Raw genomic sequence first — 17,478 nt, forward strand, 5'->3', positions numbered from 1 at the left:
ACGCTGTAAAAAAGATCGGAAGAACAGCGTGAACGGACGGTTTCCAGAAAGAGACTGTAGGAGGCTAGACAAATGGGTAAGAAATATGTGGCTTATGTAGGAACCTATACTCACGGAACCAGCAAGGGAATTCAGGTTTATGACGTGAACCTGGAAGAAGGTACTCTCACAGAGAGAAGTGAAGTGGAAGTTAGTAATGCGTCTTATACCGCAGTATCCAAGAATGGAAAATACCTTTATTCTATCGAGGATGAGGGTGTTGCAGTATTCAAGCGTGATCATAATGGCGATTTGGCACGTATCAACAGCGTGGATATTGATGGCATGAGAGGTTGTTTCCTTGCTACAGACGTAGATGGCAAATATCTTTACGTAGCAGGTTATCACGATGGAAAGGTAACCGTTGTACACACTCATAAGGATGGACGTCTTGGAAGTGTTATGGACGGTGTTTTCCACACTGGTCTTGGAAGTGTTGCAGAGCGTAACTTCCGTCCTCACGTAAACTGTGTACGTCCTACTCCGGATAATAAATATCTCTGCGCAGTAGATAATGGAATTGACCAGATCAAGGTTTACCGGATCAATAAGCGCACAGATAAGCTGGAGCTTGTTGATATTGTCCGCTGCCCGAGAGAGAGCGGACCGCGTATTATCCGTTTCAGCGCAGATGGACGTTATGCATATGTTCTGTTTGAGCTGAGCAATGAGATTAAAGTGTACAGCTACAATGGAGAGGGTGATACTCCGGAGTTTGAGCTGCTTCAAAGTGTTTCCACCCTTGCGAAGAAGGAAGACGGAAGCGTATCTCATAATGCCGCATCAGGTCTTGCTCTTGCACCGGATGGCAAGCATTTATTCTGCACTACAGCAGGTGAGAATACAGTAGGTATGTTTGAGGTAGATGGTGAGACTGGTCTTCTGGATCGTAAATTTGTTCTTCCTGTAAGTGGTGATTATCCGAAAGACCTTGTTATTTTCCCGGATAATCAGCACATTGCCGTTGCCAACCACTCCAGCAACAGCATTACAACCTTCAAGGTTGACTACGAGAAGAACATCATTATGATGAAGGGCAAACCACGTAAGATCGAGACCCCGAACTGTATCAATATCTGGCCGGTACCGGATGGAGAGGATATTGAGGATATAGAGGCCTGATAAATTCTGATTGACAAACAGGAAATGCTGTATTATACATTTTTGATGTTGTGTTGAGAATTGAATAAAACGACCATTTTGGTGCCTGGTGGAAATTAAAATAAATTCTAGCAGGTCAAACGGGAAACAGGTGAAAATCCTGTGCTATGCCGTAGCTGTAACAGTTGAGTAAGCTTTCGAAACCACTGAATTTTTATCGGGAAGGGAAAGCATTATGATGACACTGGAGCCAGAATACCGGCCAGAATGAAGAACTTTTGCTGCGGGGCACGGTATAGGGGTTGGTTTTATATAACAGGATTATTATGTCATTAAGCCGCTGCGTTAGCAGCGGCTTTTTCACGCTTTTATTACAAGAATTCCCTGATTTGGCAGAAGTTTATGCTATTGGAAAGGATAAACACAAATGGCAGAATTGTTAAAGAATATTCAGTCATATTGGGATATGAGAGCTGGAGGATTTTCAGATGCCAGTATGGAAGAAAGAAAAACAGAACCTGGAGAGAGATGGGAAAATATTTTCAAAAATTCTCTTAAAACGGGATGCCATGTATTAGATGATGGGTGTGGCGCTGGCTTTTTTACCACTTTGCTTGCTTCGATGGGATTTCAGGTGACTGCGGTAGATTATAGCACAAAAATGCTGGAAGAAGTCAGAAGAAATCTGGAGACAGAAGGACTTAAAGCAGAACTTCATCAGATGGATGTGCAAAGCTTAGAATTTGCTGATAATTCCTTCGACGCAGTGGTATCAAGAAATGTATTCTGGAACCTGGAGCATGCAGATAAAGCTTATGAGGAAGCGTACAGGGTTCTAAAAAAAGATGGAATTCTAATTCTGGAAGATGGAAATTATTATCGCCGTTTTTTTAGTGATAAGTATCAGAAAGCCTATGATGAGTTTCAGCGGGGACATGAAAAAGAAGAACAAGGGTGCCATGCGCGACATAATAAAGAAAATGTAGATTTTTCCATTATGGATGAAATTGCAAAGAAATTGCCAATGAGTCAGGTAGATCGACCTGCCTGGGATTTTAATAAACTTGTAGAAACAGGATTTCATAAAATACAGGTGGAAATAGCTGGCAGCCCTTTACCGATGAGTTTTTGTATTGTAGCACAGAAAGGCTGAAAAAGTGAAAAGAGAGATTATAAAACGACTGATTTCACTTGTGATTATTTTGTTTGGGCTGTCTCTGATGACCTTTGGACTTACATATATTTTGCCGTCAAATCCAGCTGAACAGCTGGCAGAATCTATGGGTGCAGGTCATGACCGGGAGGTAATCGCAAAGATTGAAGAAAAATACGGATTAGACAAATCTTTTGGAGAGCAGTATGTGAACTGGCTGAAGGGTGCGTTACATGGCGATTTCGGAATGTCGGTAAAATATGCACAGCCCGTTTCCCAGGTATTAGGAAGAAAACTCCCCAATACGGTTAAACTGGCAGTTGCATCGTTTATTCTGATGATATTAATTTCTTTTCCGTTAGGAATTTTATCAGCAGTATATAAGGATAAAAAGGCTGATTATATTATTCGGTTTATGTCTTTTATTGGAATTTCACTGCCTAGCTTCTGGGTTGGTATGATGATGATCTATTTTTTTGCAGTTAAGATGCACTGGCTGCCTGTGGGGGGATCAGATTCTTTTAAAAGTCTGATCATGCCGTCTGTAACACTTTCGTTAAGCATGAGTGCGTACTACATAAGACGGATCAGGGCGGTAATGGTCGAGCAGATGAATGAGGAATATATAAATGGCTGTCAAGCAAGGGGAATTGGAAGGTTTCGTACAATTTTCTTTCATGTGCTGCCAAATTCCCTGCTTACTGTAGTGACAATGCTCGGCATGTCATTTGGAGGATTACTTGGTGGAACAATGATCGTTGAAACGGTCTTTAGCTGGAATGGAATCGGCAGCGCAGCAGTGGCTGCGATTTCCGGCAGAGATTACCAGCTGATCCAGGGATATGTTATGTGGATGGGATGTATTTATGTACTGGTGAATCTTTTGGTAGATATATCTTACCAGTGGCTTGATCCAAGAATTAGAAGAGGAGCCCTGCAACATGAAGAGTAAGAAAAAATTATGGATTCGTTTTGTGATTATAATGGCATTTGCAGTGCTTTTCTTATTATTTGCATTGTTCGCGGGAAAATTTGCACCTTATGATCCGTTGGAAACACACTATACAGACCTTCTGAAAGCGCCATGCAAACAGTATCTCATGGGAACTGATCAGATGGGAAGGGATATATTTTCGAGAATTCTTTACGGAGGAAAAACATCACTTTTGATCGCATTTGTTGTGACAGCGATCATTTCCGTTGTAGGAATTCTTATCGGGACAATAGCAGGATTCTGGGGAGGCGCTTTTGATGCTGTTTTAATGCGTTTATCTGACATGCTGATGGCCTTTCCTGGTTCCATTTTTACAATTGCACTTGTAAGCTTTCTTGGTACAGGACTTCCAAATCTGATTTTGGCAATGACCATAACAGGATGGACTTATTATGCAAGAATTAGCCGGTCATTAGTGCTTTCCATAAAAAATAATACATATATAGAGCAGGCAAGACTGGGAGGCGCTAATAATTTCCGGATTATGACAGGTTATATTATTCCAAATGTCATGCCTTCGCTGTTAGTAAATATTACGCAGGATATTGGAAGTAAACTTTTGACCATTGCAGGTCTTTCCCTGCTGGGGCTTGGTTCCCAGCCACCTACACCGGAGTGGGGATATATGCTGTCTGAGGGAAAAGACTATATGTATTCGGCACCCTGGATGCTTATGGCACCTGGTATTGTTATTTTAATAAATGTAATCATATTTAATTTACTTGGAGACAGTATTCAGGATCTGATGAATCCGAAAAGAAAAAATTAAGAATGTTTACTCTTTAAAATAAAGAGTTGAACATAGATTATAGTTTAACAACAGGAGGAGAAATAAAAAATGAGAAAACGGTTAGTATCTTTATTGTTTGCAGGAATTATGGCATGCAGCGTAATAGGAAGCGGTGTTACTACATTTGCAGCCGAAAATGACAGTCACATTAATCTGGCACTTTTCACCTACATCGAGGCATGGATCCTGCAACAGACTGGTGCGGATGGAATCTTACACGCTGTGGTGTAGGAGAAACTCTTGTGACTGTAAATGAAAATATGGAAATTGTAGGACAGTTAGCTGATGAGTGGGAGCAGGTTGATGATACAACTTATCGTTTTCATATCCGCCAGGGAGTAAAATTCAGCAATGGTACCGAGCTGACACCAGAGATCGTAAAGGATTCTATCCAGAGATCTATTGATAATAACTCTCGTGGAGGAGATCTTAAAATTGCAAACATCGAAGTAGATGGAGAGAATGTAGTATTTACTACAGATGGTGCATACAGTGCTTTTGTTTCACAGCTTACAGAGCCGATGACAGTTATTGTAGACACCACAGCTGATACAAGCAATTATGATACTATGCCAATCTGTACAGGACCTTATGCAGTGTCTGAGTATGTATCTGAAGAGAAGATTGAGCTTGTGGCAAATGAGAACTACTGGGATGGAGCACCGGAAATCAAGAGCATTACTGTAAAGAATATCGGAAGTGATACAAAGGTAGATGCAATGCTTTCCGGAGATATTGACCTTGCACAGGGACCGGATGCAACAGCTCTTAATCGTGTGGAAAATAATGACGATATCAACATTGTAAAAGTAACCGGAACAAGAGAGAATGATTTCGAATTAAACTGCCGCGAGGGAAATCCCCTTTCTGATAAGAACCTTCGTCTTGCACTGTCCTATGCAGTAGATCGTGATGTTGTAGCACAGGTAGCAGGAAATGGTTATTCTTCTCCAATCAGCACAGCATTCCCGCCATCTGTAGGATACGATTCTGAAGATGTAAACGGACAGGTTTATGATCTGGATAAGGCAAAAGAATGCCTTGAGGCAGCAGGCTACAGCGATTCTGACGGAGATGGAATTGTGGATAAGGATGGAGAGAATCTGTCCCTTACAATTTCTATTGCCAATGGTTCTTCAACAGCAGTAAGTGAGACTTTACAGGATATGTGGAAGCAGATCGGAGTTGATGTACAGATTGAAATGCTGGAGAATGTAAGTGACAAACGTGCTTCTGGTGATTTCGATATGCTGGTATCTCCAAACTGGCAGACTGTAAATGCTGGTGATGGTCAGAAATATCTTATGAACCGCTGGTCTGATGGAGGAAGTGACAATTACAGCGGATATCACAGTGATGAATTCCAGTCTGTTCTGGATAAACTGGATGCTGCATTTACTCAGGAGGACCGTGTAAGCGCATTTGTAGAAGCCCAGCAGATCCTGGCAGATGATGCCCCGGCAATCTGGATGTATGCAAATGATAACGTGACTCTTGTAAACAGTAAACTTGAGAATGTAACAGTATTCCCAATTGACTATTATCTTGTAACAAACAAGTGGACATTAGCTGAATAATTATGGATATTCTGAATATTGAGAACTGTACGATTCGCTATCAGGAGCAGGAAGCGGCAGTAGAGCATGTTTCTCTTTCTGTAGGAGAGCAGGAAATCGTCAGTATCGTAGGTGAAAGTGGAAGTGGAAAAACAACTTTAATTCGTGCTATTCTCGGAATTTTACCTCCTGGCGGGACAGTGACAGAGGGGAAAATCTTATTTCAGGGAAAAAATATTTTGGAATTAGATGAGACGTCTTTACAAAAGCTCCGGGGAACGGAAATTGCAATGATCTTTCAGGATGTTGGAGCATCATTGGATCCCATACGGATTGTAGAGTCTCAATATCGGGAATCTATTCTAGCGCACAGGAAAATGGCAAAGGCTGACTGTCGGTCACTGGAAAAAGAAATGCTGGCAAAAATGCATCTGACAGATCCGGAACGTGTAATGGTATCTTATCCTTTTGAGCTTTCCGGCGGGATGAAACAGCGTGTTGGAATTGCAATGTCAATGACTGCAAGACCAAGACTTCTTCTTGCAGATGAGCCTACTTCTGCATTGGATGTGACAATTCAGGCAGAAGTGGTACGAGAAATGAAGAAGCTTCGGGAGCAGTATGAAACTGCAATTATTCTTGTGACACATAACATGGGAGTTGCTTCTTACATTTCAGATAAGATCGGTGTGATGTGCAAGGGTGAGCTGGTGGAATTTGGAAAAAGAGATGATGTGATCTTTCATCCGAAGCACGAATACACCAAAAAACTTCTGGCGGCAGTGCCAAGGCTGGAGGGAAAACGATTTGCAAAATGATACGATTCTCCTGGAAGTGAAAAATCTGAATAAGACATTTCCAGTGAAAAAAGAAAAATTATATGCAGTAAGTGATGTTAGTTTTTCCCTCAAAAAAGGTGAATGCCTGGGGATTGTGGGTGAAAGTGGATGCGGGAAAAGTACAGTGGCGAGAATGATTGCTGGTATCATACCTGTTTCGGGTGGAGAAGTACTGCTGGAAGGGGAAGCTTACATGAACCTGAAGGGCAGTGAAAAAAGACGTTTCCGCCGAAACATTCAGATGGTTTTCCAGGATCCTTTAAGTTCATTCAGTCCAAGAATGAAAGTTGGCACTTATCTTATGGAATCCAGGAGAAACTTTGATGGGATCAGTAAAGAAAATGGTCTTAAGGAAGCGCGCAAACTGCTTCTGGAAGTAGGTCTTCCGGAAGATTTTGTGAATCGTTATCCACATGAGCTTTCGGGTGGTCAGCTGCAGCGTGTGGCTATTGCCAGGGCCATTTCTATTCAGCCTAAACTACTGATCTGTGATGAAGCGACAGGTGCACTGGATGTTTCCATACAGAACCAGATTGCGAAGCTGCTGGTAAAGCTGGTGGAAGAAAAGCAGATCAGCTGTCTGTTTATTGGGCATGACCTGGCACTGGTAAGGAGTGTAAGTCAGAGAATCGCAGTTATGTATCTGGGAAGAATTGTGGAAATTCTGGAGAGTGAGACGCTTGCTGCAAAAGCAGTACATCCATATACGAAAATGCTGCTTGGTTCTGTTTTTGATGTATATTGCGATCAGAATGAGGAAATTGCAGCTGCAAAGGGAGAGCCTCCAAGTCCTCTTGAAGTGCAAAAGGGCTGTGCTTTTGCCGGGCGCTGCAACTGGTGCAGGGAGAAATGTAAAGAAGAACTGCCTCTTTTGCAGGAGATTGAGCCAGGACATAAGGTTGCCTGTTTTCAATTTATGAAATAAAATACTGCTCTGAGCAGCAAAAGCTGTCTGGTAGATGCCAGGCAGCTTTTTTGAGGTGGAATAAAGTTAATTCCATGCTCGAAGCAGTTTTGTACCATTTAAGATTTGTTCCAGAAGATATAGAGCACCTGTACATCCAATGTAAGTTTTGGGAATGACATGGATATATCCGGAACCTGGATTGGCAGTTTCAATGCCAAAAATGTTGTCGCTGTAAGTGTTCAATTCTACGATTGTGTTTGCACCAGCAAGAAGGATAACATTATTTACAGAGGCAATATCCTGTTCCAGTGCGTCTTCACAATGAAGCTCATGAAGCTTTTCCTGAATCAGATTTTCCGTGTGGCATTGTAAATAAAGTGGATGGATGACTTTGGGCTTAATGCCTAAATAACCGGAAAGATAATCCACATATCCTCTTAGAACGGATGGTTCGCCTTCCGCGGCATAGCGAAGATCCTTTGGGAAGCCTTTATTTCCCATATTATGTGCAATGAAATAGAAAGCGCGCGAACGGCTTTCTTCAATATAATCTAATGCAGGTTCACAATTTGTTCCGAGCAAAGAGGAAATCCCCCGGACAAATTCTTCGGTGAGGTCAAAACCGATTGGCATTCCTCCGGTCTCGTAAACTGGTATGGGAAAATGGCTGCGGAGATATTCGGCTGTTTTTTTACAACGCTCCGGGCAGAGTATAATATTGGCGTCTGCCTGAGCAATTGTACGAAAATCAGTTATGGGACAATTCATACCAGCTGCTACATGAACAGAGATTCCGCAAAGCTTCAGTAATTTGGTGATTTCCTTTAAACCGCCTTCCGGGAATTTCTCATGTGCATCAAAACCAAAAAGGTTAATAGATGGAATTTTGGAGGCTTTTTTATTGGTGCAAGGTTTATCACATAACAATTCCATCAGGCGAACGGTTGCTTCGTCGTATCCGATCATAGAATTTTCTGATAAGCCAGGGGATTCGATAAAAAGGTGTGGAATTCCAAATTCTTTGCTGATGGCATCCAGTTCCGGCTCCAGTGCTTCGCCGAGGAGAGAAGTACCGGGAGTCTGGATTACTGTGAATAAGTCATAACTTCTTTCTGAAAACAGATCGTTTAATGCGCGATGAAGTTGTTCGGCGGTCCCGAAAATATAATCAGAATAGCGGAGATTGGTAGCTGGTATGCGAGGACTGCCGATGCAAAACTGGCTGCGAAGCAACCGGTCATCCATAGCATCTTCCAGTCGAAGCTCATCACCAAGAGTCCATAGATTGGATCTTCGAATCAAAGAATCAACACCACTAAAGGTATAGTAGGTTTTACAGCCAATAGGACCATTTAGGAGAACCAGGTTGTTTTGGATCCCTTCGCATGCAGAGATAACACCCGCAATGTGATCAGGGACAGCGTTTCTCAAATAATGATTTGTCATTTTTCCATCGTCCTTCCAAAGTGTTTTCAAATAAACGGATCCATTTTGCAGCACAATCTGTTCCAGTAAAGAAACCTGTGCTGATATCCCGTGCAAGATTTACGGTGCAGATTTCATCAGGTATGAAAGCCTGTCCCATAAAATCATTCAGGATAATAAGATCTGGCTTTTGTTTTGCAATAGAAGTAAATAATGTATTTTGTGCATTTTCCCAGTCCGCTGAGAATTGATGCTTCCAATCTGCAACGCTGTCTTCTTTACTTCCGATAAGGATAGAATCCAATACATCCAAATCCAGATCATGAGCCAATTCAAGAATCCAATCAATGCTATTGTTCTTTAAGAATAAAATTACTTTTTTCCCTTTATACAAAAGTTTGAGGTTGTTAATAGTTTGGGTGTATTGAATGCGGTTTTCTAAAATTACCTGTTCTGTTTCTTTTTCTTTTCCATAAAGTTTTCCTATTTTGCGAAGCCAGGAGGCTGTTTGGGAAAATCCCCTGGGAAGCTCGTTGCAAAGAAAACGGCAACCATATTTTTCTTCAAATATTTTTTGCAGTTCATGTCCTAGTTTATCATAGCGTGCCATGATCGAATAAGGCGCTTTTAAAAAATTATGGATGTTCTTCATTGATTCTGCGCAGATAAAGCGACAGTTGATTCGGATTCCTATTCTTTTAAATATTTCCTGCAGATTCATAAAAGTACGATCTGTCTGAGAAGAAATTGTATGTTCATAGACAAGATTGATGCAATCAGGTTCTGGCTTTACGTTCGGATCAACAGCTTGAAGAGCAAGCGTTTTGTAGCAAAGTGCCATTCCTTCGTTATAGTCACCGGCTTCGATTCCGTCAGTATGAATAATATACATATCGACACCAAGACTTTTTAATTCTTTTTGAAGTGGAACCAGGTCATCGCCACTCATGCCTGGAATACAGGAAGTGACAGTGATAATATTGCGGATTCCGCGTTTCACCATTTGAAAAGCTTTACGCCGTGTCTGTTCTACACCACCGTATACGGCTTCGTTTATGGTGATATCAGTATTCTCAAACTGTCTTGGAACAAAGGCCGGGTAAAGGATTCCGCGTTCATACAATCCTCTTCGTCCGTAGCTGGTAAAACCGTTAATGGCATACCAGGTGCAGCTTTTGGGAGCATGTCCGAGAATTGCGGCATCTTTGATATGAACCGCCAGATCGATAGCACCACGATAAGCACAGCCATATAGCGGAACTCTGCTAAAAGGATCAGATAAAGCTCTCTTTTTCGTGGCAGAAGGCTGTGCGGGAACAGCAGGAATCACGGGAGCAGATGTATGTTTGGAAATTGTAGTGGTAGTGTGGGATAGTCTTTCCCCACGCATAAAAAGCTCCATCTGCTCTTCAGATAAAGGGGCAGCGGCATAAAGAACAGGCTGCGTTTGTAATTTTTGTGCAAGCTCCAGAAAAATATTAGCTTCGGCACTTTTGGGGGATTTTTCAACCAGAGTCATTGCTTCTTTTTCTGCCTGGGTAAAAAGATTACTTCTGGGAATTTCTGCAAGAATTGGAAGATTGACAGCATTGGTAAAGTCTTCTACATATTTGCGATCATCACCGACTCCGCGGCTGTTATAGATGATCCCGGCAATCTGTCTGCCCTGGGGATTAAGATTCTTTATTCCGCACAGAATGTTATTTGCAGCATAAATAGACATAGATTCCCCACTTGTTACAAGAACTACTGCATCGGCATATTGTTTGCGGACAGGAACCGCAAAACCGCCACAGACAACATCTCCTAATACATCATATATGACCTGGTCATATTTTTCTATGGCGTGGTATTTGTTTAAAAAATCAAATGCAGTCAGAATTCCCCGGCCTGCACAGCCCATTCCTGGTCTGGGACCGCCTGCTTCTATGCAACCAGTGTCAAGAAAACCTGGTATTAATACATCTGCCAGGTTTTGTTCATCTTCAGGAGTGTTTAGAAGATAATCGAGGATAGTTGTGATTTTTTGCCCATGGTGTAGAAGACGGGTTGAGTCGTGCTTGGGATCACATCCTATTTGAAGTACTTTACTGTTGCAGACTGCTAAGGCTGCGGTCAGATTCGCACTTATTGTGGATTTCCCAATCCCTCCCTTTCCATAAACTGCAATTTGCATATTGGTCCTCCTCATTATGAAATTCCAAATTACCTTTGATAATGGCATTGGAGACTGTTATTACTTGCTGGAAAAATTTTTAACGACGTTTTTTTCGTAATCTACAGATAAAAATCCTTCACATAATCCATCCGTGCGCTCATATTAGAAAACATAGCATCTACCAGTGTGATGGCGGCCATGGATTCTACTACTACAACGGCACGGGGGACGATTACCGGATCATGGCGGCCTTTGATCTCAATAGAGATATCTTCTCCGGTTGTAGTAACTGTCTGCTGTGGCTGTGCGATAGATGGAGTTGGCTTAACGTGGGCGCGGAGAAGGATTTCACTGCCGTCGCTGATCCCGCCTAAAATTCCACCGGAATGATTGGTGTTTTTTACGATTCTGCCGTTTTCCATATGGAAGCCATCGTTATTCTCGGAACCCCTCATAGTGGAAACCTTGGCACCGTCACCAATCTCTACTGCCTTTACGGCTCCAATAGACATCAGTGCCTGAGCAAAGGCTGCATCAAGCTTACCGAAAACAGGATCTCCGATTCCGGCAGGAACACCGTTTATACGACACTCAATGACACCACCTGCACTGTCATTCTTTCGCATACAGCTCTCTAGATATTTGATCGCATTTTTGGCAGCAACCATATCCGGCATATAGAAGGAGTTTTCTTTGATTACCTCTGGGTGGTAGGTCTGACAGGAAACAGGTCCGATGGAGCTGGTATAAGCCTGCAGAGTGATGCCAAGCTCCTTCAAGATTTTTGCTGCAATAGCACCTGCAGCAACTCTGCCGATGGTTTCACGTCCGGAGGAACGTCCGCCGCCTCTGTAGTCCCGGATACCATATTTGCTGTCAAAGCCAAAATCAGCATGTCCCGGCCGGTATGTATTTGCAATATTTCCATAATCATGGGAACGCTGATCTTTATTGCGTACGATCATGGAGATCGGGGTTCCGGTGGTCTGTCCTTCAAACACTCCGGAGAGGATTTCTACTTCGTCACCTTCATTACGGGCAGTAGTATAGCGGCTTTGTCCGGGTTTTCTCCGGTCAAGATAAGCCTGTATATCTGTTTCTGTAAGGAAAAGACCTGCGGGAACACCATCCACTACAGCTCCAAGCGCTTTTCCATGGGATTCTCCCCAGGTAGTAACCGTGAATTTTTTTCCAAATGTTGACTGACTCATAGGCATAAATCCTTTCTGCTGCTGATCATGGTGCTCAATATGTTTTTTAGCAGCTTAACTGTATCGAATTAAAGTATAAATGTGTCTTTAAAGACATTATAGCGAAATGCAAAAAATTTGTAAACCGAATCTATTAGAATTGACAAAATTTCCTGTACAAATTATAATGGAAAATGTATTTTTTGAGAAACAAGAGATGGAAGGAGTGCAGTTTGTGGTAAGGATTTTTAAGACGATAGAGGGTGCGATCCATCAGATCCAGGAACCACAGGAGGATTGCTGGATTGCGATGACCAATCCCACTGCCACTGAGATCTTTGAAATGTCCGAAAGGTTCGGGATAGAAGTAGATGATCTTCGGGCACCTCTGGATGAGGAGGAACGTTCCCGTATCGAGGTAGAAGATAATTACACTCTGATCCTTGTAGATGTTCCTATGATCGAGGAACGCAATGACAAAGACTGGTATGGCACTATTCCCCTTGGTATTATCGTTACCAAGAAGATGATCTTTACGGTATGTCTGGAAGATACTCAGGTACTCACCAGATTTATGGAGGGAAGGGTACGTAACTTTTTTACCTATATGAAAACCAGATTCATTTTGCAGATCCTGTACCGCAATGCCACTATGTACCTGCATTATCTGCGTATTATAGATAAGAAAAGTGAACAGGTGGAGGAGAAGCTCCACATGTCCACCCGTAATCAGGAACTGATGGAACTGTTGGAACTGGAGAAATCCCTGGTTTATTTTACTACATCTCTTCGGTCGAACGAGGTAGTACTGGAGAAGCTTCTGAAGGTAGAGAGCATTAAGCAGTACCCAGAGGATACGGATCTTCTGGAAGATGTTATCATTGAGAATAAACAGGCAATCGAGATGGCCAATATATACAGCGGTATCTTAAGCAGCATGATGGGTACTTTTGCCTCGGTTATTTCCAATAACCTGAATGTGGTTATGAAGGTTTTGTCCGTTATCACGATTGTAATGAGTATTCCCACTATTGTGTTCAGTGCATATGGAATGAACCTGAGCCCTTCGGGAATGCCGTTTTCTGCTGACAAATGGGGATTTTTAGTGGTGATATTGCTGTCCATACTGGTGAGTATTGTGGCAGCTGTGATTCTGTCCAAGAAGAAATTTTTCTGAGTAGGAGGATTACATGAAATTTATTGATAAGCTGGAACGAAAATTTGGAAGATTTGGTATTCCCAATCTCACAATTTACATGATTGTATGCTATGTGATCGGTTATGCACTGATGATCGTGAATCCAGGCATACTGAACTGGCTGAGCCTGGAACCAGCGTATATTCTGCGGGGACAGGTATGGAGACTGGTAACCTGGGTACTGTATCCACCGAGCACTTCCGGAGTATTATGGTTTGCAATTGCAGTTCTGTTCTTTTATTATCCAATTGGAACTTCTCTGGAGCGGACGATTGGAACTTTTAAATATACGTTGTATATTCTTTCGGGCGTGATATTTACAATTTTGGGAGCGTTTATTCTGTATTTCCTTCTCGGAGGAAATGTTCTGGTAGGAAACGTATTTTCTACTTATTATATCAGTCTGTCCACATTCCTTGCATATGCAATGTGTTATCCGGATATGCAGGTTCTGCTTATGTTTATCATTCCGGTGAAGATGAAGTGGATGGCAATTTTTTATGTGGTGATTGTTGTATATGAAATGATTCAGTACGTTATGGCAGGTGCATGGTATCTGGTGATCCCGATTGTGGCTTCACTGTTGAATTTCATTATTTTTTACTTTGGAACAAAGGATTTCAGCCGGTATAACCCGAAGGAGATCCACAGAAGAAATGAATTCCGCAGAGCAATGGAACCCCAGGGACGTATGAAATCAGGCAGCGGCAGTGTGACCAAGCACAAATGCGCGATTTGCGGACGTACTGAGCTTGATGATCCTAATCTGGAATTTCGTTTTTGTTCCAGATGCAATGGAAATTATGAGTATTGCCAGGATCATCTTTTTACACATACACATGTGAAATGAAATTAATGTAATTGTTAACCGGTAACATCGCATGGCTGCTGTGAACGATGTGGGCAGCAGCCAGCAAATGACTGAAAAGACAGAGGGAAAGACTGCTTATGAAGAGAACAAAAATTATCTGTACTATGGGACCAGCATCCAGTAAGAAAAATACTTTAAGAGCTATGATGCGTGCCGGAATGGATATTGCACGTTTTAATTTTTCCCATGGTTCTCATGAAGAACACAGGGGAAGAGTAGACATGGTCAAAAACCTACGGGAAGAACTGAATATTCCGGTTGCCCTGCTTCTTGATACAAAGGGACCGGAGATCCGTACCAAGCTTCTTAAGGATCATAAGAAGATTACATTGGAGGCTGGAAGCGAATTTACACTTACTACCGGTGATATAGAGGGAGATGAGACCAGAGTCGCCATCACATATGAAAATCTTTACAAAGATGTGAAAAAAGGCGGTAAAATCCTGATTGATGATGGTCTGATCGAACTGGAGATTGAGAATATTAAGAATGGGGATATTGTCTGCCGTGTCTTAAACGGCGGCGAGCTTGGAGAGCGCAAAGGAATCAATGTTCCTTATGTGAATGTGAAGCTTCCGGGAATTACAGAGCAGGATAAAGATGATATTCTGTTTGGAATTACACAGGAGTTTGACTATATTGCAGCTTCTTTTGTCCGTGATGCAAAAGCGATTAAAGAAATCCGTCAGCTTTTGGATGAAAATGGCGGACATGATATTGGAATCATTGCCAAAATCGAGAATGCCGAAGGTGTTGAAAATATTGATGAGATCATCAAGGCTGCAGATGGTATTATGGTTGCCAGAGGTGATCTTGGTGTGGAGATTCCTCCTAGTGAGGTTCCTTATATCCAGAAAATGATCATCCGCAAGTGCAATGAGAACTATGTTCCGGTTATTACTGCTACCCAGATGTTGGATTCCATGATTCGCAATCCACGTCCTACAAGAGCAGAGGTGGCAGACGTTGCCAATGCTATTTACGACGGTACAGATGCTATTATGCTTTCCGGTGAGACTGCAGCTGGTAAATATCCGCTGGAAGCACTGAAGATGATGGTGGAGATTGCACAGACCACAGAGCCTCACCTGAATTATGAGGATTATACCCATAACCGCAATATGTGTGGTGAGAGCAGAGTGTCCAGCGCTGTGGGACTGGCAGCAGTGCAGACTGCAAGAGATCTGAAGGCCAAGGCCATTGTGACTCCTACCTTTGGAGGAAGAACAGCCAGACTGATTTCCAATTTCCGGCCGGAAGCTCCTATTTATGCTGTTACTCCCAATGATACGATTCTGCATAGACTTCAGCTTGTATGGGGCGTTACACCGTTGAAAGGATACGAGAAGGATTCCACAGAGCATATTATTTCCCAGGCCATGAGCGTTGTCCGCAGAAAGCGGCTTGCAAAGAAAGGAGACCTGATCGTATTTACGGTTGGAGATCCTGCTACCAATATGACCCGGGAAGGTGCTGTAACAAATATGCTGCATGTGATTGAAGCCAAATAAAGCTGTCACAGGCTCTGACTTGTGACAACAGAAAAATTACTTTTTAAGAGCAGCGAGTGCTGTATTTTACAAACGAGGAGAAACTATTATGAAAAAGACACCTTTTGTAACACTGGAGAAGGTACAGGAAATTGCCGGAAAATATCCTACCCCATTTCATCTTTATGATGAGAAAGGAATCCGGGAGAATGCACAGGCTTTGAAGGAAGCTTTTGCATGGAACAAAGGCTTTAAGGAGTTTTTTGCAGTAAAGGCAACCCCGAATCCATTCCTGATCAAGATTCTGCAGGAATATGGCTGCGGATGTGACTGCTCATCCATGACAGAACTGATGCTTTCCAAAGCTATCGGGTGTAAGAAGGGAGACATTATGTTTTCCTCCAACGACACTCCGGATAAAGAGTTTAAATATGCAGATGAGATTGGTGGAATTATCAATCTTGATGACATCACTCATATTGAGAGTGTAGAGAAAGCTGTTGGAAAGATTCCGGAGATTATCAGCTGCCGTTATAATCCTGGCGGAGTGTTCAAAATCAGCAACGATATTATGGATAATCCCGGGGATGCAAAATATGGCATGACTACGGAGCAGATTTTTGATGCATTCCGTATCCTGAAGAGTAAGGGCGCCAGGGAGTTTGGAATTCATGCATTTCTTGCCAGCAATACAGTGACGAATGATTACTACCCGATGCTTGCGAAGGTTATGTTTGAACTTGCTGTGAAGCTTCAGAAGGAGACTGGGGCGCATATTAAATTCATCAATCTTTCCGGTGGTATTGGTATTCCTTATCGCCCGGAGCAGACTCCAAACGATATTCGTGCAATTGGAGAGGGTGTACGCAAGGTATATGAAGAAGTTCTGGTTCCGGAAGGAATGGGAGATGTAGCTATTTATACAGAACTTGGACGCTTCATGATGGGACCTTATGGCTGCCTGGTAACAAAAGCGATTCATGAGAAGCACACTCACAAAGAGTATATCGGTGTGGATTCCTGCGCAGTAAACCTTATGAGGCCAGCTATGTACGGTGCTTATCATCATATTACTGTTCTTGGAAAAGAGGATCAGGTTTGCGATCACCTGTATGATATCACAGGATCTCTTTGCGAGAATAATGATAAGTTTGCAATTGATCGTTATCTTCCGAAGATTGATATGGGAGATTATCTGGTGATTCATGATACTGGCGCACATGGTTTTTCCATGGGATATAATTACAATGGCAAATTGAAATCTGCGGAGATCCTTCTTCACGAAGATGGAAGCTTCGATATGATCCGTCGCGCCGAGACTTCAAGAGATTACTTTGCAACTTTCGACTGCTTCCCGATTTTTGAGAAAATGTTGGAGGATGAAGACCGGGCGTAATTACTTATGAGTAAGATAAAAACAGTTTGATGCGTTTGGCTTGCAGACTGTGTAAATGAAAAGAGGAACCGCTGAGATGCTGGCGGATCCTCTTTTACTATTTTTACTATATAGAAAGAATTTCTTTGGAACAGTTGGGGATTGATGGTCAAAAGTATGAACCCACGAGGCAAATGCAGGGCAAATTTTTGACAACACTTGACATTTGTTTAAATCCTGAGCAACAAAAAATCCCGTAAAATCAAGCAATTGACGGGATTTATATAACTTATGAAATATTAAAAAGTGCCGGCAGTGGGACTTGAACCCACACGTAGTTGCCTACAACAGATTTTGAGTCTGCCTCGTCTGCCATTCCGACATGCCGGCGG

The 17,478-nt window shown here is 42.4% G+C and carries 15 protein-coding genes, 1 tRNA gene and 1 riboswitch; of the genes, 12 read left to right on the forward strand and 4 right to left on the reverse strand.

The genetic code is table 11. The features are described from left to right. Window positions 1-72 precede the first annotated feature (72 nt). From DW904_RS09910 to DW904_RS09940, 8 genes are all read left to right on the forward strand, one after another. On the forward strand, window positions 73-1,161 hold the full coding sequence (locus DW904_RS09910; RefSeq protein ID WP_118579985.1) for a lactonase family protein: 1,089 nt from the start codon (window positions 73-75) through the stop codon (window positions 1,159-1,161). 62 nt (window positions 1,162-1,223) lie between these two features. Beyond that, window positions 1,224-1,422: riboswitch (cobalamin riboswitch) on the forward strand. Between the two features lie 145 nt (window positions 1,423-1,567). Further along, window positions 1,568-2,293, forward strand: a complete 726-nt coding sequence (locus tag DW904_RS09915) for a class I SAM-dependent methyltransferase (protein ID WP_118579988.1) — start codon at window positions 1,568-1,570, stop codon at window positions 2,291-2,293. A gap of 4 nt (window positions 2,294-2,297) precedes the next feature. After that, entirely contained in the window at window positions 2,298-3,245 is a 948-nt protein-coding gene (gene nikB, locus DW904_RS09920; protein ID WP_118579991.1) for a nickel ABC transporter permease, read from the forward strand. Next, window positions 3,235-4,056 (forward strand): nickel transporter permease, encoded by an 822-nt coding sequence (nikC, locus tag DW904_RS09925; RefSeq protein WP_118579994.1) that lies wholly within the window; start codon window positions 3,235-3,237, stop codon window positions 4,054-4,056. Before nikB ends, nikC begins: the two co-directional genes overlap by 11 nt. A 69-nt stretch (window positions 4,057-4,125) precedes the next feature. Beyond that, complete coding sequence (locus DW904_RS23830) at window positions 4,126-4,308, forward strand: hypothetical protein (protein WP_243110364.1); 183 nt, start codon at window positions 4,126-4,128, stop codon at window positions 4,306-4,308. A gap of 11 nt (window positions 4,309-4,319) precedes the next feature. Beyond that, a complete protein-coding gene (locus DW904_RS09930) occupies window positions 4,320-5,654 on the forward strand; it encodes an ABC transporter substrate-binding protein (protein ID WP_243110365.1) in 1,335 nt (444 codons plus the stop codon). Between the two features lie 2 nt (window positions 5,655-5,656). Next, complete coding sequence (locus DW904_RS09935; protein ID WP_118579997.1) at window positions 5,657-6,451, forward strand: ABC transporter ATP-binding protein; 795 nt, start codon at window positions 5,657-5,659, stop codon at window positions 6,449-6,451. Beyond that, the gene (locus tag DW904_RS09940) at window positions 6,441-7,397 is read left to right on the forward strand and encodes an ABC transporter ATP-binding protein (protein ID WP_118580000.1); all 957 of its coding nucleotides are present in this window, start codon (window positions 6,441-6,443) and stop codon (window positions 7,395-7,397) included. Before DW904_RS09935 ends, DW904_RS09940 begins: the two co-directional genes overlap by 11 nt. 66 nt (window positions 7,398-7,463) lie before the next feature. Here DW904_RS09940 and DW904_RS09945 read toward each other — a convergent pair whose 3' ends face one another. The 3 genes from DW904_RS09945 to aroC form a co-directional block, all read right to left on the reverse strand. Further along, entirely contained in the window at window positions 7,464-8,825 is a 1,362-nt protein-coding gene (locus DW904_RS09945) for a nitrogenase component 1 (protein WP_118580003.1), read from the reverse strand. After that, window positions 8,791-10,980, reverse strand: coding sequence for a nitrogenase component 1 (locus tag DW904_RS09950; RefSeq protein ID WP_202187705.1), 2,190 nt, complete (start codon window positions 10,978-10,980; stop codon window positions 8,791-8,793). Before DW904_RS09950 ends, DW904_RS09945 begins: the two co-directional genes overlap by 35 nt. 101 nt (window positions 10,981-11,081) lie before the next feature. Next, window positions 11,082-12,173, reverse strand: a complete 1,092-nt coding sequence (gene aroC, locus DW904_RS09955) for a chorismate synthase (protein WP_118580116.1) — start codon at window positions 12,171-12,173, stop codon at window positions 11,082-11,084. 214 nt (window positions 12,174-12,387) lie between these two features. On the opposite strand from aroC, the gene DW904_RS09960 reads away from it, so the two are divergent. The 4 genes from DW904_RS09960 (at window position 12,388) to DW904_RS09975 (ending at window position 17,107) form a co-directional block, all read left to right on the forward strand. Beyond that, entirely contained in the window at window positions 12,388-13,329 is a 942-nt protein-coding gene (locus DW904_RS09960) for a magnesium transporter CorA family protein (RefSeq protein WP_118580119.1), read from the forward strand. 13 nt (window positions 13,330-13,342) lie between these two features. Beyond that, window positions 13,343-14,200, forward strand: coding sequence for a hypothetical protein (locus tag DW904_RS09965; RefSeq protein WP_118580009.1), 858 nt, complete (start codon window positions 13,343-13,345; stop codon window positions 14,198-14,200). A 98-nt stretch (window positions 14,201-14,298) separates the two neighbouring features. Further along, window positions 14,299-15,732, forward strand: a complete 1,434-nt coding sequence (gene pyk, locus DW904_RS09970; protein ID WP_118580012.1) for a pyruvate kinase — start codon at window positions 14,299-14,301, stop codon at window positions 15,730-15,732. An 88-nt stretch (window positions 15,733-15,820) separates the two neighbouring features. Next, window positions 15,821-17,107 (forward strand): diaminopimelate decarboxylase, encoded by a 1,287-nt coding sequence (locus DW904_RS09975; protein ID WP_118580015.1) that lies wholly within the window; start codon window positions 15,821-15,823, stop codon window positions 17,105-17,107. Window positions 17,108-17,393: 286 nt separating this feature from the next. Here the strand turns inward: DW904_RS09975 and DW904_RS09980 are convergent. Beyond that, window positions 17,394-17,476 (reverse strand) — tRNA-Leu (locus DW904_RS09980). Window positions 17,477-17,478 lie beyond the last annotated feature (2 nt).

Source organism: Ruminococcus sp. AM42-11 (genome assembly GCF_003480145.1).
GTDB lineage: Bacteria > Bacillota > Clostridia > Lachnospirales > Lachnospiraceae > Blautia_A > Blautia_A faecis.